This is a genomic window from Dethiosulfovibrio peptidovorans (assembly GCA_002748665.1).
Taxonomy (GTDB): Bacteria; Synergistota; Synergistia; order Synergistales; family Dethiosulfovibrionaceae; genus Dethiosulfovibrio; species Dethiosulfovibrio peptidovorans_A.
The window spans coordinates 1-18,557 of sequence record PDTB01000019.1 but is presented as its reverse complement, the minus strand read 5'-3'; the positions used below and the strand labels follow the sequence as shown (position 1 = coordinate 18,557).

General features: G+C 55.7%; 19 protein-coding genes and 1 tRNA gene. 14 read left to right on the top strand and 6 right to left on the bottom strand.

Annotated elements, in window-relative coordinates; genetic code table 11:
• Positions 1–10: 10 nt before the first annotated feature.
• The 4 genes from CSA35_04560 to CSA35_04545 all read right to left on the bottom strand — a co-directional run bounded on the left by CSA35_04560 (position 11) and on the right by CSA35_04545 (position 4,678).
• The gene (locus tag CSA35_04560; GenBank protein ID PIE54649.1) at positions 11–1,210 is read right to left on the bottom strand and encodes a hypothetical protein; all 1,200 of its coding nucleotides are present in this window, start codon (positions 1,208–1,210) and stop codon (positions 11–13) included.
• A gap of 30 nt (positions 1,211–1,240) precedes the next feature.
• The gene (locus CSA35_04555) at positions 1,241–1,924 is read right to left on the bottom strand and encodes a hypothetical protein (GenBank protein PIE54648.1); all 684 of its coding nucleotides are present in this window, start codon (positions 1,922–1,924) and stop codon (positions 1,241–1,243) included.
• A 12-nt stretch (positions 1,925–1,936) separates the two neighbouring features.
• Positions 1,937–2,674 (bottom strand): DUF5058 domain-containing protein, encoded by a 738-nt coding sequence (locus CSA35_04550; GenBank protein PIE54647.1) that lies wholly within the window; start codon positions 2,672–2,674, stop codon positions 1,937–1,939.
• Positions 2,675–2,839: 165 nt separating this feature from the next.
• Positions 2,840–4,678, bottom strand: a complete 1,839-nt coding sequence (locus CSA35_04545) for a hypothetical protein (protein PIE54646.1) — start codon at positions 4,676–4,678, stop codon at positions 2,840–2,842.
• Between the two features lie 91 nt (positions 4,679–4,769).
• On the opposite strand from CSA35_04545, the gene CSA35_04540 reads away from it, so the two are divergent.
• On the top strand, positions 4,770–6,401 hold the full coding sequence (locus tag CSA35_04540; protein PIE54645.1) for a peptide ABC transporter substrate-binding protein: 1,632 nt from the start codon (positions 4,770–4,772) through the stop codon (positions 6,399–6,401).
• Positions 6,402–6,517: 116 nt separating this feature from the next.
• On the opposite strand, the gene CSA35_04535 is transcribed toward CSA35_04540, so the two are convergent.
• Positions 6,518–7,519: a biotin--[acetyl-CoA-carboxylase] ligase gene (locus tag CSA35_04535; GenBank protein PIE54644.1), complete on the bottom strand. Its 1,002-nt coding sequence runs from the start codon at positions 7,517–7,519 to the stop codon at positions 6,518–6,520.
• A 158-nt stretch (positions 7,520–7,677) separates the two neighbouring features.
• Between CSA35_04535 and CSA35_04530 the strand changes: the two genes are divergently transcribed.
• Positions 7,678–8,856: a methionine gamma-lyase gene (locus CSA35_04530; GenBank protein PIE54643.1), complete on the top strand. Its 1,179-nt coding sequence runs from the start codon at positions 7,678–7,680 to the stop codon at positions 8,854–8,856.
• Between the two features lie 29 nt (positions 8,857–8,885).
• On the opposite strand, the gene CSA35_04525 is transcribed toward CSA35_04530, so the two are convergent.
• The gene (locus tag CSA35_04525; protein ID PIE54642.1) at positions 8,886–9,212 is read right to left on the bottom strand and encodes a hypothetical protein; all 327 of its coding nucleotides are present in this window, start codon (positions 9,210–9,212) and stop codon (positions 8,886–8,888) included.
• 105 nt (positions 9,213–9,317) lie between these two features.
• Between CSA35_04525 and acpS the strand changes: the two genes are divergently transcribed.
• The 12 genes from acpS to CSA35_04465 form a co-directional block, all read left to right on the top strand.
• Positions 9,318–9,704, top strand: coding sequence for a holo-[acyl-carrier-protein] synthase (acpS, locus tag CSA35_04520; GenBank protein ID PIE54641.1), 387 nt, complete (start codon positions 9,318–9,320; stop codon positions 9,702–9,704).
• Positions 9,691–11,199: a bifunctional ADP-dependent NAD(P)H-hydrate dehydratase/NAD(P)H-hydrate epimerase gene (locus CSA35_04515; protein ID PIE54640.1), complete on the top strand. Its 1,509-nt coding sequence runs from the start codon at positions 9,691–9,693 to the stop codon at positions 11,197–11,199. The genes acpS and CSA35_04515 overlap by 14 nt, the downstream gene beginning before the upstream one ends.
• Positions 11,196–11,426 (top strand): hypothetical protein, encoded by a 231-nt coding sequence (locus CSA35_04510; protein PIE54639.1) that lies wholly within the window; start codon positions 11,196–11,198, stop codon positions 11,424–11,426. The genes CSA35_04515 and CSA35_04510 overlap by 4 nt, the downstream gene beginning before the upstream one ends.
• Positions 11,423–11,914 (top strand): tRNA (adenosine(37)-N6)-threonylcarbamoyltransferase complex ATPase subunit type 1 TsaE, encoded by a 492-nt coding sequence (locus CSA35_04505; GenBank protein PIE54638.1) that lies wholly within the window; start codon positions 11,423–11,425, stop codon positions 11,912–11,914. The genes CSA35_04510 and CSA35_04505 overlap by 4 nt, the downstream gene beginning before the upstream one ends.
• A complete protein-coding gene (gene tsaB, locus CSA35_04500; GenBank protein PIE54637.1) occupies positions 11,914–12,597 on the top strand; it encodes a tRNA (adenosine(37)-N6)-threonylcarbamoyltransferase complex dimerization subunit type 1 TsaB in 684 nt (227 codons plus the stop codon). The genes CSA35_04505 and tsaB overlap by 1 nt, the downstream gene beginning before the upstream one ends.
• 46 nt (positions 12,598–12,643) lie before the next feature.
• Positions 12,644–12,859 carry a ferredoxin gene (locus CSA35_04495; GenBank protein PIE54636.1) on the top strand — a complete coding sequence of 72 codons (216 nt, stop codon included), beginning with the start codon at positions 12,644–12,646 and terminating at the stop codon, positions 12,857–12,859.
• Positions 12,852–13,988 carry a 2-oxoglutarate synthase subunit alpha gene (locus CSA35_04490; protein ID PIE54635.1) on the top strand — a complete coding sequence of 379 codons (1,137 nt, stop codon included), beginning with the start codon at positions 12,852–12,854 and terminating at the stop codon, positions 13,986–13,988. The genes CSA35_04495 and CSA35_04490 overlap by 8 nt, the downstream gene beginning before the upstream one ends.
• A gap of 1 nt (position 13,989) precedes the next feature.
• On the top strand, positions 13,990–14,808 hold the full coding sequence (locus CSA35_04485) for a 2-oxoacid:ferredoxin oxidoreductase subunit beta (GenBank protein ID PIE54634.1): 819 nt from the start codon (positions 13,990–13,992) through the stop codon (positions 14,806–14,808).
• Complete coding sequence (locus CSA35_04480) at positions 14,808–15,377, top strand: 2-oxoglutarate ferredoxin oxidoreductase subunit gamma (GenBank protein PIE54633.1); 570 nt, start codon at positions 14,808–14,810, stop codon at positions 15,375–15,377. The genes CSA35_04485 and CSA35_04480 overlap by 1 nt, the downstream gene beginning before the upstream one ends.
• Before the next feature lie 76 nt (positions 15,378–15,453).
• Complete coding sequence (locus CSA35_04475; GenBank protein PIE54632.1) at positions 15,454–16,797, top strand: 23S rRNA (uracil(1939)-C(5))-methyltransferase RlmD; 1,344 nt, start codon at positions 15,454–15,456, stop codon at positions 16,795–16,797.
• A gap of 95 nt (positions 16,798–16,892) precedes the next feature.
• Positions 16,893–16,968, top strand: a tRNA-Gly gene (locus tag CSA35_04470).
• A 411-nt stretch (positions 16,969–17,379) separates the two neighbouring features.
• A partial coding sequence (locus CSA35_04465; GenBank protein PIE54631.1) for an aminopeptidase occupies positions 17,380–18,557 on the top strand: 1,178 nt, incomplete at its 3' end.

Sequence of the window (18,557 nt, the reverse complement as noted above, 5' to 3'; positions counted from 1 at the left end):
CTCAGTCCTTTTAACTCAAAAGTCCGGTTGCCCAAAGTGCAATGGACTCTGCGGCTTGGACGATGGATATTGTGCTGGCTCGTTCGTTCGGTTGGTGAGCCAGGGTCGGATCCCCAGGACCGAAGATCACCACAGGGAGTCCGCAGGTCGGGCCGAAGATGGACGCATCGGTGTAAAAGGCCACGGCTTTACGCTCTGGGGACTTTCCCGTGGCTCTTTCGATAGATGTGGCCATTGATATAACGGCGTTGTGATCTTGGGCGATCTCGTAGGGAGCTCGGTCGTTCAGTATCGTTATGTCTATGGAAAGACCGGGGTGTTTTTCGCTGAGCTCCTGTGCCCACATGTTCATTTTTTTGAGAAGCTCCTCATGAGTTTGTCCAGGAATGGTTCGAATATCCACATTTGCCGTCGCCAGATCGGGAATGACGTTGGTCCCTACTCCGCCGGAGATGACGTTGACGCTGGCTGTCGAGGGGCCTAGGTTGGGGTGGGGTATTTCGGCCAGGTTATGCCAGTAGGAGCGGAGTTTCCAGAGAAAATCGGTCAGCCCCTGGACGGCGTTGACCCCACAGTGAGGCATGGAGCCATGGGCTGTTTTCCCTCGAGCTGTGACCGTGATCCAAAAACAGCCTTTTTCAGCGGTGTAGATATCGAGATTCGTGGGTTCGGCGATGAGGACGACGCCGGCTCCTTTGACGAGATCGGACTGAGCCACAGCCTTTGCTCCCTTGCTGATGGTTTCCTCGCTTGACGTGAGAGTTAATCGAAGCTGCCCCTGAAGAGCGTCTTCGCCAAGCGATGCCAAAGCAGCTGCGGCGTAGGTCATGGCGGCATCTCCAGCTTTCATGTCCGAGGCTCCCCGTCCGTAGAGGAAACCGTCCTCAACGGTTCCAGAAAAGGGGGAACGCTCCCATGCGACCTCGCCCGGTGGTACCGTATCCAGATGACCGTTCAAGATCACTGCTGGCCTCTGCGTGTGTGGCCCGACGGATGCGATGACGCTTCGGTAATTCTCCCCGTGATCCAGAATCTTTGGAGTGAGTCCAAGGCGGGTGAATTCCTGTGAGACCATCTCTGCAATTTCCCGTTCATCGCCGGGGGGGTTGACCGATCGTGTCTGAACCAGACGAGAGGCAAAATTGACGACCTCATCTCTGTGATCTTGTATAAAACGACTGACAGCTGCGAGGCTTTCCTGAGTGTTCATGATGAACCTCCTTTGATGGGAAGGGACTCGTTACAGAATCTTTCGGATGTAGAGAAGTCGTCCCACTGCCATGGTGCCGAAAATAGAGGCCACGATAACCACCCATGTCTGGCTCAGGAAGGAAATGCCGCTCCAGTAGAGAGCGAGAGGGATGGCAATGCCTGGAATCGCCAGTTGAGGAAGCTTGAGGGTAAACTGCCCAAAAACGGCTCCAAAAATCGCTGCAACCGTGTATTTTTTGAAAGCCAGGGCGATAGACGATGGAAACGCTGCTAAAAGAGCTGTCCCTGCCAAGGCAGCCAGGGTCACGAAAAACAGGTTCGTCATCACCGATCCTGCGAGCCCAAGGGTGGAAATAATCTCAGCTTCTGGCGTTCCTGGCTGGACTCCGACCACATCCTGTGCAACAGCGGAACAGGGAACCCGAAGGTTGCCGATATTGCCGGTGAGAAACGAAATATACGTCCCGGTGAGTCCGAGAATTGGATAGTACGAAACGGGCTCGACGATGTAAAAGGCTCCGAAGATGGATGCGATCATGGCCCAGCTTTTAAGAGCGACGGCGGTTGACGGGAACACTCCATGGACGATGTACAGATAGAGGCAGGGAAGAAAGGTAAGGAGTGCCGAGATCAAAACAGTGGAAACGCCAATCCTGACCGCAGGGCCTCTCCAGAGATGTTCAAACTCCTGCTGTGAAGCGGATGTATTCATCTTGTTTTCCTCCTAGACCATCATGGTCGCGCAAGCCATCCCTATAAGCATCGCGATTCCCAGGGTATACTCCTTCAGCCAAGTGCATCGTTCTGCGATTTTCAGGAGGACTACCATACCTATCATCCCGCCAATCGCCGCATAGAGAGGACCTCCTGCCCCCTCCATCGGTGACGGGGCAAGGAGCTGTTCGATCCCTACCTTGATGTTTCTGGCGTTCAGAAAACCGAAGCATCCCAGCGATGCTGCCCCCGAAAGAATCGCTAACCAGCGGACGTCTCCGCCACCGACCTTTTCCCTGAGGTCTTCAAGTTTGTGGGTAAACAGTCCGACCACCAGAAGCCATCCGACACCGTTAATAGTCATGGTCCACCAGGACGTTGCCAGAGCACCGAGGTCGTAGTCTGCTGAGCCGAATTCGACGCCGTATGCCTGGGCTCCAACGGTGGCAGCGGTCAGCTCCGTTGGAGCTGCGCCGATGATGGAAAGGCGCAGCCAGGTGATGGGAGCACCGACGACGGACATCATCCCGACCATGACGATAAAAACGGCGATGGACGGGCCGATGGCCGAGATCACACCGGAACGGAGCCCCTTTACGCATTGGGATTTGGGAAAACCTATCTGATCGGCGGCCTTGAAGGCGAGACGAATGTACAAAAGCGATTGAAACAACGCAATCGCTACGATCACGATGGCGATGGCCCAGACAGGGCCGCTGTTTGCGATATTAATGACGTTTGCAGGCATATCATGATCCCCTCCTCATGATAGACTCCCGGAAGTCTTTATTACATCAATCGTAATGTATCCTGACAGGGGAGATCAACGTCTTTTGTGGACAAAAAACAAATCAAAAAACGGTCTTGAGAGACAATTTTTTTGCTGCCTCCTTTGTTTTTTTGTCTTTTAGAATCAGTATTTCTCGAGATCTTGGTCCATTAGGTATAGTTTGAGAGAGAGTGCGAGGTTGAGGCGCTGGTCGCTGTCGTCGGGAGTACATTCCAGGACCTCGCATATCTTTGCATAACGATACTTTATGGTGTTGTAGTGAACCGAAAGATCGACTGCTGCGGCTTTTAACTGCCAGTTATTACGGATCAGAACCTTGAGAGTTCGCAGAAGCTCGGATTTTTTTCTCTGGTCGTGCTTGATCAGGGGACCGATGTACTCCATGTAGAAGGCCTGACCGGAATCGGTGTCGTTAAGATTGCCCAAAAGCTTATATACTCCCAGCTCTTTCCAGAAGACTACACGATCGCCACCGGCTGCCGCACGAACGGTTTCCAGTGCTTTACGGGCTTCTTCATAGCTCGTATGGCAGTCGAAGACACTCTCCGTGCTGTTGCCAACGCCGGTGGTCACGGTAAAGTGAGTATCCTCCCGTACGATGTCATGAATCTCTTTGAGAATCGGCGAGATCTTTTTTTTAAAGGCGGGAAAATCCAGAGGAACCGGAAGGATAAAAGCGATGGAGTCGCTCATCTCCGTGTAGGGGAGAGATGGATAGGTATTTTTCATTCTGGCAGTGCATAGACCGTAAATTCGTCGTTTCGTTCCTTCGAGAACAGGGAGCAGATCCCGACCCTGAAAAGTATCATCGAAGTGGTGTTTGTAGTTATCTATGTCTATGACGGCAACACATTGAGGGCCTCGAAGATCCCATCCGAACATCTTCGCCCGGTTCCAGACCTCGCCTTCAAATCGGAGATTGTGAATAAGGATGTCCTGGACAAATTCGTTTCGATAGCGGCTTTCTGCCTGAATTTCTGCGATCCGTCGCTGCATGTAGAGGAGAATGGCTCCCTTTGCCTGGGTGATAGGGATCTCGAAGCTTTTTTCCATAAGGACCTCTGGAGGACAGTCGAAGACCAGGTATCCGTAGATTTTTCCGTTGAGCGCTACCGGATCCGAAGGTATGGAACAAAGGATATCCCGAAGTGCCATAGTTTCAAACTGTTGGTGCAAAAATTCAGCGGGACCGAAAAAATGTCGCTCTCCAGTGAGGACGTTCACGAAGGCAAAGGGTTTATGGATGAAGTTTTTCAGATGCTCCAGAATCGTCAGGAGATCTGCCGCGTTGATGCAGAGGTCAAAAAAAGAACGGCGAACCGTCTCGGAATATCGAAGCAAACGTTCCTGACAGTTGACGATCTCGGAGAGCACAGGGTGAATGACATCCGCAAAGGCAAAATGATTGGGCACGTGTACCAGAGGAAATTCAAGTTCGTTAGCGAGATCGAGAACCTTTTGGGGAACGGTTTTGATGAATCTGTGGATCTTGATCCCCAGGCCGGCCGCCTGGTTTGCATGCAGGTCAGAAAGGGTTTTCTCAAGGCTCTTGGGAGAATCTCGAAAAAGATACCCGGAACTCATAATGAAATCCCCTTTGCGAACCCAGGAGCATGCGTCGGGTGCGTCAAGAACCGTGACACTGTGAACCTGATTTTTATCAATACCTCCCTCGCCAGCGATCAGTTTCAATCCTTGCATGGGAGGTAATTCAAGGATTTTCCTCACTGTCATGGTCATGATATTTGTCTCCCCCTCAGAGATCTTTTGGATCACAATCATACGACAGGACTCGTGCGGAGGGAAGACAAAAGTACCGATCTCGAGAAAGCTTCTGAAAGATCTCGGATAAAGGTGCTGCATCGAGAGCTCCAAAACAGGGAGATGGACCTTCTTCTTTTCTTGATCCCGTCTCCTGGGGGAGAGTATGGATTTTGAAGCTCCGATCGGGAGGTATATCATTATTGAATGCGTCGCGTGACAGTGATACCATAATAGAGACGGTTCGGCCACATATTGAGGGGAGAATCACTGACAAAGGGAGGTTATGTTCATGAAAAAAGGATTGTTTTTTGCTCTGATAGTCTGTGTTTTGGCTCTGGTTCCCTCGGGAGCTCTGGAGGCAGCTACGCCGGAATACGGTGGGACGTTGAGGTGGCGTATCGTTGCCGATCCACCTAAACCCGATCCTGCCCAGGCTACGGATACGACGTCTACCATGATTATCTTCAAATACGCTGAAACTCTGCTCAAGAGCGATCCAGAGACGATGAAGATTATCCCGGGGTTAGCCGAGAGCTGGGATGTCAACGACGACGCTACGGTCTGGACGTTCCACCTCCGAAAAGGTGTCATGTTTCAGAAAGAATCTGGCGGCGAGCTGACGGCCAACGGCGGTCGGGAGATGGTGGCCTCCGACGTCAAGTACTCTTTCGAGCGTCTTCTGAGGATGAACTCACCTCGTATGGGGCGGCTTGAATCGATCAAAGGGTACCAGGATTTTCTGGACAAAAAAACCGACACCTGGGAAGGTGTCCAGGTGCTGGACGACCATACCGTCCAGTTTGTCCTGAGCAAGCCCTATGTCCCTTTCATGATTAACCTGACTTTGGCCTATTTCGTCATCGTCCCCGAGGAGGACTGCGAAAAGTGGGGCAAGGATTTCTGTTTCCACCCCGTCGGGACCGGTCCTTTCTGTTTCGAGAGCTGGAAGCACGACAGCCTGTACGTCATGAAGCGGAATCCCGACTATTGGGCTTCCGATGCTTCTGGGAATCGCCTTCCCTATCTGGATAAGCTGGAATACGTCATTATTCCGGACAACGCCATTGCGTACATGGAGTTCAGGAAGGGCAACGTGGATATCTTCCCCGACCTGCCTGACGCCTTTTACGAGGAGATCAAAGCGACATACGGCGAGAAGGGACTCATGATTGAAAAACCCTGGACGGGGGTATACTACTATGGTTTCAACAACAAAAAACCTCCTTTTAAAGGGAACCTCAAGCTCCGTCAGGCCCTGAACTATTCCATCAACCGGAAGGCCCTCAATGAACTGGTCATCAACAACCGCTATATCCCGGCCAATGGAGTCACACCTCCCGGTCTCTTCCCCTATAAGGATCCAATCAAGGGGTATTCCTATGATCCTGAAAAGGCAAAGAGGCTTCTCAAAGAAGCCGGGTATCCCGACGGACTCAAGACTACTCTTCAGGTGAATAACAATCAGCGGCACAAACTCGTAGCCGAGGCCGTCCAGGCACAGATGAAAGAGGTGGGCATTGATCTGGAGATCAATGTTGTGGACTGGGGAGTTCATCTGGATACCTTAGCCCGGGGTGAGTTCGATATCTTCCGGCTTGGCTGGATCGCATCTCCTGACCCGGATAGCTTCCTCTACGACCTGTTCCACTCGTCCAACCTGGGTGGCAAGGGCAATCGGGCTCGGTACGTCAATGCAGAAGTGGATACGCTGCTGAAAGATGCTCGGTCCGAGACAAACCGGGAGAGACGGATGGAGCTCTATCGGAAGGCGGAGCAGCAGATTGTCGACGACGCCCCGTGGCTTTTCCTGTTCAACTACACGTCGAGCATGGCCTGGAACGACGATGTTCAGGGATTGGTGCTCCACAGCGCCGGTCCCGATACTACCGACGTGACCGTGGTATCGAAGAAGAGAAAATAATTTTTGAGAGGCAGGTGCGGTCGAGGCCAGAAGGCTCCGACCGCACTTTGGCAAACGGGGCATCAAGGTCCGAGGTGCTGACGTCTCTGGGGGTGAGATACTCTCAGGGCGGGGGGTCAGCGTCCAGGTCCTGTACCCAGATGAACTTCACCCGACAGCAACAGCTCTCGATGGCCATCATCGATCTCCACCTCAAGTCGTCCTTTGCTGTCGACATCTCCGGCTGTCCCGGTTCTGATAACTCCGTCCTGCTCGAAAGAAACGTTCTTCCCTCGAAGCCACGACAACCGTCGACATACCGATAGGGCGGGTTCCACATCCCCGAGGAGTCCCCGGGTATAAAGAGGTTCAAACTCGTTGAGCACAGCCCCAGCTAAAGCCTGGCGCTTGAGATTTTCCCCCCCTTCAAGGAGGAGAGAGGTCGCAACTTCGGCAATATCATCGGGAAACCGACGTGTATGCACGTTTATCCCTATGCCGACCACGATATGCTCGATCCGATCCAGCTCGCAACTCATCTCTGTCAGAATGCCGCAGACTTTTCTGTCCGAGAGCAGCACATCGTTGGGCCACTTGATCGCCGGGGCGAATCCCTGAGCCTCAAGAGCCAGTGCGACGGCTGCTGCGCCAATCTGAGTGATCACCGAGGCCGAATGCGGGGGAGTGGAGGGGCGGAGGATCAGCGACATCTGGATACCAGCGCTCTCCTCGGAAAACCAGCTGCGGTTGCTGCGTCCTCGTCCGGCGGACTGATGCTCTGTCGTTACCACCGTTCCATCGGCGGCCCCTTGGCGAGCCAGGTCCTTCGCTATCAAGTTTGTTGATTTTACTGAAAAATAATGCTCAACCCTTCGGCCCAGGAACTCCGTCGTCAGCCAGGGGTTCAGTTCCCAAGCACTCAACGTATCTGGAGCGGCGATCAGCTTGTGTCCCTTTCGGGGAATCGACTTGATCACGTATCCCTGATCGCGGAGCTCGTTCACATGCTTCCAGACTGTCGTTCGGCTCACTCCGAGTTCTTGGCATATTTCCTGTCCCGAGATGAATCGCCCTCCCTCAGACCGAAGCATCTCGGTAATCGTTTGTTGGATTGATCGACTGTGGTTTTGTCGTACCATAAAATCTCATACTCCCTTTCGTTTTGTGTCCCCGCTTCGAAAGGATCCGATATTTGTGTAAAACGATTGTAGCCTATAAAATGTGAGGGAGGAAGAGCTGCGGCGTTGCATGAGAGAGAAAGTTCTTGAATATGACAGTCACATAAGGAGGAGATATTATGTCACATCGATTCGACACGCTCTGTGTGCACCACGGAACCCATCCCGATCACGAAACCGGCGCCCTCTCCACTCCCATCTATCAAACCTCGACTTTTGCTTTTATCGACGCCGACCAGGGGGCCCGTCGCTTCAAAGGAGAGGAGGACGGGTACGTCTACACCAGACTGGGCAATCCAAACCACACTGCCGTTGAGAAAAAAATCGCTATCTTAGAAGGCGGCGAAGCTGCGGCCGTTGCAGCCTCAGGTATGGGGGCCATTGCCTCTCTGCTGTGGACGGCCCTCTCGGGAGGTGACCACGTCATCGCCGCCCGGTCGGTCTACGGATGCACCTATTCCCTTATGTCCCATCAATTCCCCCGTTTCGGCATCGACGTTACCTTTATTGATCTGCGAGACCCCCAAACGGTCAAAAAGGCCCTCAAGTCCAACACAAAAATGATCTATTGCGAGTCTCCTGCCAACCCTACGATGGACCTCATGGACATCCCGGGCCTCGCACAGGTTGCTCACGACGCCGGAGCCATCCTCGTTGTGGACAACACCTACTGCACGCCTGTTATTCAGCGTCCTCTCGCTCTTGGAGCCGACGTCGTCGTCCACTCGGCCACAAAATACCTCAACGGTCACGGGGATGTCATCGCCGGTGTCGTCGTGGGCTCTCAGGATTTTATCAGTCGGGTCAAAGGCGAGGGGCTCAAAGACCTTACTGGAGCTACTCTCTCGCCCTTTGACGCCTACCTCATGCTTCGAGGCATGAAAACTCTTCACATACGTGTTCCCCGTCACTGTGAATCGGCGCTTGAGATCGCACGATTTTTGGAAACCAGACCCGAAGTTGCTGAGGTTCGGTATCCGGGGCTGGACAGCTATCCTCAAAAGGAACTCGCTGATCGCCAGATGGCCTACTACGGTGCCATGATCGCTATGGAACTCAAGGGGGGCTACGACGCTGGTAAAAAATTCATAAACAGCACTAAGCTGTGGACTCTCGCGGTCAGTCTGGGCGATACCGAATCCCTCATCCAGCATCCGGCCTCCATGACCCATGCAGCCCTCACCGACGACGAACAAAAGGCAGCTGGCATTTCCAAAGGGCTCATACGTCTCTCCGTTGGTCTTGAAGCGCCTGAAGACCTTATAGAGGACCTCACCTGTGCCTTCGAAAAACTGTAACTCGGGCCGAAATTTCTGGAATAAACCGACTATGTATCTCCCAGTTCCTGGGCGATGTATTCTCCAAGGTGCTTGGGTGTCAAGGACTCTGGAGCTTTGGAGTTGAGGAAATGCTGGTCGAAATATGACCAGTTTGGCTCGTTTCCCTTGATCAGAAGTCTCCTCGGCAGATTGCTGTCGGTGTTTAAGCTGAACAGATGCGATTGCCGATCTGGGGCTATGTTGATCAACCTATTGGTAGCTCTTTTTTGAGTATTTTTAATGTATTTTGTCTTTCGAGGTCCACCCTTTTGGGCTGGACCTCGTTTTTTCAACGTAGCCCAAAAGAATTGGATATATAATATAGTGGAAATCATTATATTGCATTTTCAAAGTGTATGTCTTTCGTTTTTTTCGCTCTTCGCCCTTTGTGATTTCGCAAAAAAGGAGTATAGTATTGAACGAGCAAGGGAGGGGTGCTCATGATCCTTGGCGTCGGAGTGGATATGTGCCGAATCGCCCGGATGTCTTGCCTCGTCTCGGACCGTCATTTTCTTGAGAGGGTCTTCAGCGACGAGGAGATTGCCTATGCCCTGGCTCGTCCCGATCCGGCTCGGCATCTTGCGGCGTCCTTCGCCGCTCGAGAGGCTTTTTCCAAAGCGTCTGGGGTGAATCTGGCACGGGTTGTGTTTCGAGGTGTTTCGGTTCGACGCTCCGACAGGGGGCCCAGTATCAAGCTGGGGTGTATGGATTTGTCGATTCGTCAGCTTGTTGAGGGTCATCGATTTCATCTTTCTTTGAGTCATGATGGGGAATACGCCGTTGCTTTTGTGGTGATGGAGGAGGGGCCAAACCGTGAAAGCCCGTAAAAAACTGTATAGGTCGGCGGCTGTCCAAGCCGCTGATCGGTGTGCTGTAGACTTTTTGGGGATCCCTTCGGAGGTCCTCATGGAGAACGCTGGCATTGCCTGTGCCGATGCGGCCTGTTCCATGACCAAGCCTGGCGATCGGGTTGTCGTGCTCGCTGGTGTGGGGAGCAACGGCGGAGATGGTTTTGTTTTGGCCCGTCATCTGGCCCGCCTCGGACGAGAGCCGTCCGTGATCTTGGCCGGTTCACCGGAACGGCTTCGAGGCCCTGCTGCCCTGAACTACCACATTCTCTCCTCCCTTCGGATTCCCTGCTCTCACATTGATGATATGACCGACGAGGCTCTTCGGAATGCTCTTTCGCAGGCCTCTCTTGTCGTGGACGCCCTTTTAGGCACCGGTGCCTCGGGGGCTCCCAAAGGGGCGGTGCTTCGGGCCGTCGTCGCTGCTGAGGATGCCTCGTGTATCCTCGCCATCGACGGCCCGACCGGTGTCAATCTGGATGACGGCACGATTCCCGGAGCGTCGATCGATGCCGATGCCACTGTCACGATGATCGCTGAGAAGGTCGGGCATCGGGTATCCCCCGGGCTTTGGCGATGTGGTGATATCTCGGTGACCCACATCGGTGTCGAATCCTCGGCCATCCTGGATGACCAGGATGCTGTGTCATTGGTCGACGAGATGTTCGTCTCGGATCGTTTTCCCCAGACGTCCCGATGTGCTCACAAAACCAGCCGTGGCGGGGTGTTCCTGATCGCTGGCTCGCCACGCTATTCTGGCGCTGCCGCTTTGAGTGCGCTGGGAGCTCTTCGTGGTGGTGCCGGCCTCTGCGTCGTGGCAGCTCCCGCGGAGGTGCGCTCGTCCCTGTCGTCCATCCCCGAGTGCATTTTTGAATCTCTGGAGTCGCCCTCTGATCTGGTCTCCGTCGTGGAGCGGTGGCGTCCCAGGTGTTCCGTAGCTGTTTTAGGACCTGGCCTTGATCGTTCCGATTGGTCTCGTGAGGTGGCGTCGTCCTTTTTCGGGGTCTGGGATGGGGCCTCCGTGATCGACGGAGACGGCTTGTTCTATCTCGGTGAGCTGAATCCTTTGAGGCGGGCTGATCGAGTCTTGACCCCTCACGAAGGGGAGGCCGGTCGCTTGCTGGGGTGCTCCTCTCGGGAGGTCGCCACTGAGCGGTTGGCTGCGGTGGACGAGCTTGGCCGACGCTACGGGGTCGCCCTGTTGAAGGGCGAGGGAACACTTATCGGCGACGGGACTCATCAGGCGGTGGTCGCCGCAGGCTCCCAAAGTTTGGCTGTCCCGGGTTCGGGGGATGTCCTTTCCGGCCTTGTGGGGGCCTTTATGACGAGAGGGTGTGCGCCCTTTGAGGCCGCTGCGATTGCGGCCTGGGTCCATGGTCGCGCCGGGGAGCTGATGGAGCATCGTGGTGTCGATGGAGTCCTGGCGTCGGAGATAGCCGCCGTCTGCCCGTCGGTGATGGGAGGGCTTCCATGAGACGCCGCCCGCCTGTGGATTGGGACAAGGAGCTTCAGAAGACCAAACGGATTCAGCGTCGAGGCTGGGGAATATCGGCTCTGTCCCTGATTTTTGCCGGAGCGGTTATCGGTGGAGTATCGGTCTATCAGCCGGATGTCTCTGTCTCTCGCTTTTTTCTGCCAGCCATCGCTGTGGGCTTTGCCCTGGCTCTGGTGATTTTCGTGCTCCGTCGGAGACGCCGGTGAGTTGGTCCGTGACGACCGCCTCGTCTAGTGAGACGGAGGCCTTTGGTCGCTTCTTCGCTCAGGTGCTTCGGGGGGGAGACTGGGTGTTGCTTCAGGGGGATCTGGGAACCGGAAAGACCACGTTTGTCAGGGGAGCGACGGAGGCTCTGGGGGGGAGGAGTGTCAAGAGCCCGTCATTTTCTCTGGTGAACCAGTACGAGGGGCGTCTGTCCGTAGCTCATGCTGATCTCTATCGCTTGGAGACGGCTGATTCTCGGGATCTGGGGCTTGATGAGTACGAGGACGATGGATGGGTGCTTATGGTCGAATGGCCTGAGCGGCTTGCGGTTTGCCCTCGGAGTAGCGGGTTTCGAGTCCTCTTTCGCTGCTTTCACGGGGAGGGGGTTGACGAGGAACCCGATCGTCGGACGATCTCCGTAGAGCCCTTGAACGACGAGAGCAAAGAGCGCCTTGCGGCTCATGATGCCGATCAGTGGAGGGGAGCATAATGAGCGAACGCATTCTGGCCGTCGATTGCTCCAACCGGTGGACGTCCGTGGGGATCATGGATGACGGAGCTCTCGTGGTTGAGACGAATCTGGACTTGGGGCGCTCTCAGGCGGCACGGTTGCCTTTGATAGTCCAGGAGGCCCTGCGGAAGGCCCACTGGTCTCTGGAGGACCTCTCCGCCGTGGCTGTGACGGTGGGCCCCGGATATTTCACGGGTATTCGTATCGCCATGGCGTACTGTATGGCTCTGGCCGACGGCCTGTCCGTGCCAGTGATCCCGGTGAGTTCTCTGGCGGCTCTGGTGTGGTCCGACAGCCCGAATGGAGGACTCCTCGTCCCCTGTATCAGGGCAGGAGAGGGGAAGGTCTACTGTGCCGGTTTTCGTCGGGCCTCCGGGCAGTTGAGCCTGGTCCTTCAGGAGGGGGAACGCTCCATTGACGAGTTGCGCTCCGTGCTCTCGGGTTTTGATGGGCCTCTCCTCCTTCGCTGCACGGAGGACCGAACGTTGCCCGAGCCCGGTGTTTTTGGCGATTCAGTTGACATTGAGAGAGTGTGTTGTATCGGTGCCCTGTCCGTTGCTGCGACGGCCTGGAGCCACCGGGAGACGGCCACGAGTCCCGAGAACCTTCGGGCCCGATACTATCGAGCCCCTGGCCTCGGTGCTCATGGCTCGTCTCGATGAGGGGGGCCCGTTTTTACGGGATTGGAGTTGCCTGGAGGTGGAGTCTTTGGCGAAGAATTTTAACGTGTTTATTACAAAGAATTGGTGCAAAGGGTGTTCTCTGTGTGTTGAGATCTGCCCTAAAAAAGTGTTGGCTCTCGATGATCGGCAGAAATCCGAGCCCTTTAAGATGGACCAGTGCATTGGGTGTCGTCAGTGTGAGAATATCTGTCCCGATTTGGCCATCTCCGTGAAGGAAAAGGAGGCGAAGGCTGATGAGTAACGTCGCTTTTTTGCAGGGGAACGAGGCCTTTGCCCTGGGGGCTTTGGCTGCCGGATGTCGGTTTTTTGCGGGATACCCCATCACACCGTCCACCGAGATAGCTGAGAAGTTGGCTGAAGAATTGCCAAAAGTAAACGGAAGGTTTATACAGATGGAGGACGAGATTTCCGCCATCGCTGCCACTATCGGGGGATCCATCGCCGGTCTCAAATCTCTCACGGCAACTTCGGGGCCTGGTTTCTCCCTGAAACAGGAGAATCTTGGTCTGGCCTACGAGGCCGAGGTGCCCATGGTGTTGGTCGATGTTATGAGAGGCGGTCCCTCCACGGGAGTGCCCACCAAGGCGGCTCAGCAGGACGTGATGCAGGCCCGGTGGGGAACTCACGGCGACCACGCCACGATCGCCTTTGCTCCGTCCTCGGTGGAAGAGTGTTACACCATGGCGATCGATGCCTTTAACGCTGCTGAGCGTTATCGTCAGCCGGTTCTCGTGATGAGCGATGCGGAAATTGGTCACATGAGGGAGAAGATCCATATCCCAGAGCCGGGGACGTATCGGATAGTGGATCGAAAAAGGCCTTCCGTTGAGGCTGAGTCTTTTGTCCCCTATCAGGCGGACCCCGAGGACGATATTCCTCCCATGGCGGCTTTCGGAGACGGCTATCGGTGGCATGTCACCGGTTTGACCCATAACGACTGGGGGTTCCCTACCAACGACTGCGAGGAGATCGAGAAGAAGATGAAGCGCCTTATGAGAAAGGTCGCTCGTTTTCGGGATGATATCGTCCGATACGATATGGTCTTTGCCGAGGATGCCGAGATCCTGGTGGTTTCCTACGGTAGTGTGGCCCGATCCAGCGTTCGGGCTGTCAAGGACGCCAGGGCGAGGGGCATCAAGGTCGGACATTTCCGTCCCATCACCCTGTGGCCGTTTCCCGACAAGGAGCTTGAAAAACTGGCCCGCAAGGCGAAGACCATCATTGTTCCTGAGCTCAACTGTGGCCAGATGCTCTTTGAGGTCGAACGAGCGGTGAAGGGCAAGGCACGGATCGCTCAGATGGAGCTCGTTACCGGTGAGCTGTTCCACCCTAAGACCATTTTTGACAAGATTGAGCAGGAGGTGAGCTAGGATGCCCTCAAGGGAAGTACACAGCTGGCTTCGGACACGATTTTTTCCTCATATGTGGTGTCCCGGATGTGGCCACGGGATCATTCTTCACGCCCTGCTCAGGGCCTTGGTCGCAGCTGGTAAGGATCCGACAAACACGGTTATCGCCTCGGGGATCGGCTGCTCCAGCCGGATGCCCGGGTATATCGACGCCTGTACACTCCACACGACACACGGCCGTTCTCTGGGATTTGCCACGGGTATCAAGCTTTCCAGACCGAAGCTGACGGTTATCGACGTCATGGGCGATGGTGATTGTTCGGCTATTGGAGGCAACCACTTTATCCACGCCTGTCGTCGAAACATCGACATCACGGCTATCGTGATGAACAACAACATCTACGGCATGACCGGTGGCCAGGCCTCTCCCACGACCCCTGCCGGTGCTCTGGCGACCACGGCCCCCTACGGCGTCGTGGACCGAACGTTTGATCTGTGCCGTCTGGCCGAGGGAGCCGGTGCGACGTTCGTCGCCAGAACAACTATCGCCAATCCGAAGCAGGCCGAGAAGTTCATCGCCGAGGCAGTCGCCCATAAAGGCTTCTCCGTTGTGGAGGTTATCTCAAGCTGTCATACTCAGTATGGCCGGAGGAACAAGCGGAAGACGCCTATCTCCAACATCGAGTTCCTCAAAGGTGCCTCCGTGTCTCAGGCCAAAGCGCAGAAGATGGAGCCCGAGGAGCTCCTCGGAAAGATCGTTGTGGGCCAGTTTGTCAACAAAGAGGCTCCCGAGTATACAGACCAGTACATGTCCATGGTCGAGAGAGTGAGGCAGGCCTGATGAACGATCGTTTTGAAATCCGTTTTGCCGGATCGGGTGGACAGGGTGTGATTCTCGCCTCGGTCGTTGTCGGTGAGGCGGCGTCCTTGTACGCCGACGATCTCTACGCTGTTCAGACCCAGAGCTACGGTCCTGAGGCCCGTGGCGGAAGCTCAAAGGCCGAGGTGGTCATCTCCGGTGAGCCCATCGACTACCCCATGCCAGTTCAGCCTGACCTTCAGGTGATCCTCACCACTCAGGCCTGTGAGAAATACGCAACGAACACCAAACCGGGAGGCCGGCTCATCGTGGACGATTTCTACGTGCAGGATATTCCCCAGGTAGACGCGAATATCTATCATCTGCCGATCGTTCGGACAGCTCGGGACGTCATCGGCAGGGAGCTTGTGACGAACATGGTCTCTCTGGGCATGGTTGCTCGGGTAATGGAGTTGGAGAAGGTCCTGGATCCTGCGGCCGTTCGAAAGGCCGTTTTGGCACGAGTGCCCAAAGGGACTGAGGAGATGAACGGCAAGGCTTTTGACGAAGGGTACAGAATTTTAAAAAACAGCCAGTCTATCCATATGTAGCGAGAGCAGAGAGGGCAAAACTCCGAGTCGAGGCGAGATCTTCTCGTCTTGACTCGGTTTTTTTCAGGGGGTTGTGATGATAGGGACGGTTCGAGACGTCAATTCCAGAGGGCAGGGGGTTCTCGTTCCCGATGACGGCGGCAAGGTCTATTTCGTCGATGGCGTTTTGCCCGGGGAGATGGTGCGTCTGGCCGTCATCTCGGAGAAAAAGGGGTATGGCGTGGGACGGCTGGTCGAGTTGCTGGAACCATCGCCCCATCGGGTGACTCCAAGATGTTCCTGGTTCGGTCGGTGCGGTGGCTGCCAGCTTCAGCACGGGAGCTACGATGTTCAGCTTCGGATCAAGGAGAATGCCGTTCGGTCGGCGATGGAGCGTCTCGCCGGGGTTCAACTGGAGTCGATTGTGTGTGAGCCGAGTCCCAGTGCATGGGGGTATCGAAATAAGGCGTCTTTTCCGGTTCAGTTCCGAAAGGGTGGGCGGATCGGCTTTTTCCGAGTCGGAAGCCACGAGCTGGTTCCCATCGATGGTTGTCCCGTCCTTATGCCGCATCTCGACGGCCTGTATCGGTCGTTTCGCTCCACACTTCTCCCCAGTTTGTCCGGCTCGTTCCGAGCTTTTTACGACGAGCGCCGGAATCGGGGTATGCTTCGCCATGTGGTGTTTCGGGGGAATCGAGCGGGTCAGTCGATGATTATGCCGGTGGTGACCTCCCTTCGGGACAGGGTTTTGCGATTACGTATCGAGAAGGGACTTCGCCGAGTACGGACCGAGCTTTCGGGAGTTGGTTCAGCTCTTTGGAACATCAATCCCCGAAAGGGAAACCGTATCCTGGGCGACGAGACCGTTCCCATATGGGGAGATGGGCTGATCTCCGAGGTCGTTTCGGGGGCGATGCTTCAGTATGACGGGACGGCGTTCTTTCAGGTGAACCCGGATCAGGTGGAGGCGCTCTTTCGGTATGCGGCCCATCTGGCCGCCGAGTTGGACGGTTCCGTCGTGGAGCTCTACGCCGGTGTGGGGGCGTTGACGTCTTTGCTCGCTCGTCAGGCCCGATCGGTCTTGGCCGTGGAGGAATGGCTTCCAGCCGTAGAGCGTCTGAGCCTCAACATGGAGGCAAATGGGCTGGACAACGTACGGGCTCTGTGCGGCAGGGCGGAGGATCTTCTTCCTCAGCTCACGGCGGAGCGACCTCAGACCGTGGTTCTCGATCCCCCCAGGAGCGGATGCGCCTCAGAGGTCATGGATGCCGTGGACGAAAGCACCGCCCTCCGGCTGCTCTACGTCTCCTGTAACCCGGCCACCCTGGCCCGAGACGTTCGGATTATGATGGACAAGGGATGGAAACTGAGGCAAGTGCGGAGCTTCGACCTTTTTCCCCAGACCTGCCATGTGGAGACGGTCTGTTTGATGTCAAGGTGAATGAGTGAGATGATTGAACACCTACAAACTGTCGCAGCACCTCCTGTGAAGGGCTTGTCAAACCGGCTCGCCCGGTCTATAATTTTTGTCGCCGGGCGGACATAGCTCAGTTGGTAGAGCATTAGCTTCCCAAGCTAAGGGTCGCGGGTTCGAATCCCGTTGTCCGCTCCATTTTTAAAAATATCGAGCCCCACGGAGACCTGACCCGCCGAGAGGCGGGTGTTTTTGTCTTTTCTATCATATTCGAGTGGTGTATTGCGGCCCTGGTGTCCTGCTGCCTGCACCAACCGAGGCCTGAGCGCCGAACCATGGAGGTGCCTTTGCCGATTGCTTCCCTGGTTCGAAACGTGTCTCGTTTTTGTGCTATTTCGACGTTCGACGTAACGGGAAGGGCGGATACGTCGCCCATCCTATCAACTTCATGCGTGTGTCGTCGGCACGAACCGCGTTGGCCAACGCGTAGTACAAGATGCCGTTCCTGGATGGCGACGACGTGGTCTGCGCTGTCTATGGTGATGACGCAGCTGAAGATATCCTGTCTCCCTTTCCTTCGGAGATGCGTAAAATGAGGAGGTCTCTCGGATGATCGACATCAAGATATTCAAGGATTCTGCAAATCAATGGAAGGGCGATGCCCTGGTTCTGCTCCTCCGTGAGGAGGATTGTGGAGGAGAGGCGACTCTGCCCTGCGGGGACCTCGTCAAGGAGCTGGTCTCGCGCAAGGATTTTACGGGCAAGAAGGGGGTCTTGCTTCAGGTGCCTCTTTTCGGAGGGGCGGTTCGTAACCTCTACCTCGCGGGGCTGGGCAAAGAGAAGGAATGTGGTTCCGCTCTGGTTCGTGATATGCTGGCCTACGCCCTGCGAACTGTGGGACGTCAGCACAACGGGACGGCACTCGTCCCCTGCGCTCATCTGCGCGGCGGAAAACTGGCGTTCGACGAGGGGGGCCTTTCCTGTTCCTCCCTCATGGCGGAGGCTGTGGAGCTCTGCGGCTACGTCTTTGACAAGTACAAGCAAAAAGAGGACGACGAGAAGGACTTCAGCCTCAGGGAGGTCTTCGTCACGGAGCTCTCGGAGGAGGATGCTGCGGAGGGACGGAAATTCGCGGCCGCGCAGATTATGACGCGAGAGCTGGCTAACGAGCCCGGCAACGTCATCAACCCGCCCGTTCTGGCTGGGCGGGCAGAGGCCCTCGCCGAGGCATCGGGCCTGGACTGCGAGATCTGGAACGAGAAACGTCTGGAGAAGGAACGCATGGGCGCTCTTCTGGCCGTGGGACGTGGATCGGCAACCCCTCCGCGCCTGATTCGTCTTTCCTATGTGCCCAAAAGGGCGAAGAAAAAGGTCGTCTTCGTCGGCAAGGGACTGACCTTTGACAGTGGTGGGCTGGACATCAAACCGGCGGATTTCATGACGACCATGAAGGGCGACAAGTCCGGGGGCTGCAATGTCCTGGGTATCATGCAGGGGGTAGCGGCGCTTGCTCCCGAGGTGGAGGTGCATGGCATCGTCGCGGCTGCGGAGAACATGCCCTCCGGCACGGCGTACCGTCCAGACGATATCGTCCGAGCCCGTAACGGCAAGACGATCGAGATCAATAACACCGACGCGGAGGGGCGCCTGGCCCTGGCGGATGCGCTCTCCCTGGCCAGCGAGATGAGGCCGGATGCCATCATCGACATGGCAACTCTCACGGGGGCGTGCGTCGTGGCCCTGGGCAAGTGGACCGGAGGGCTCTTCAGCCGGGACGACTCTCTTGC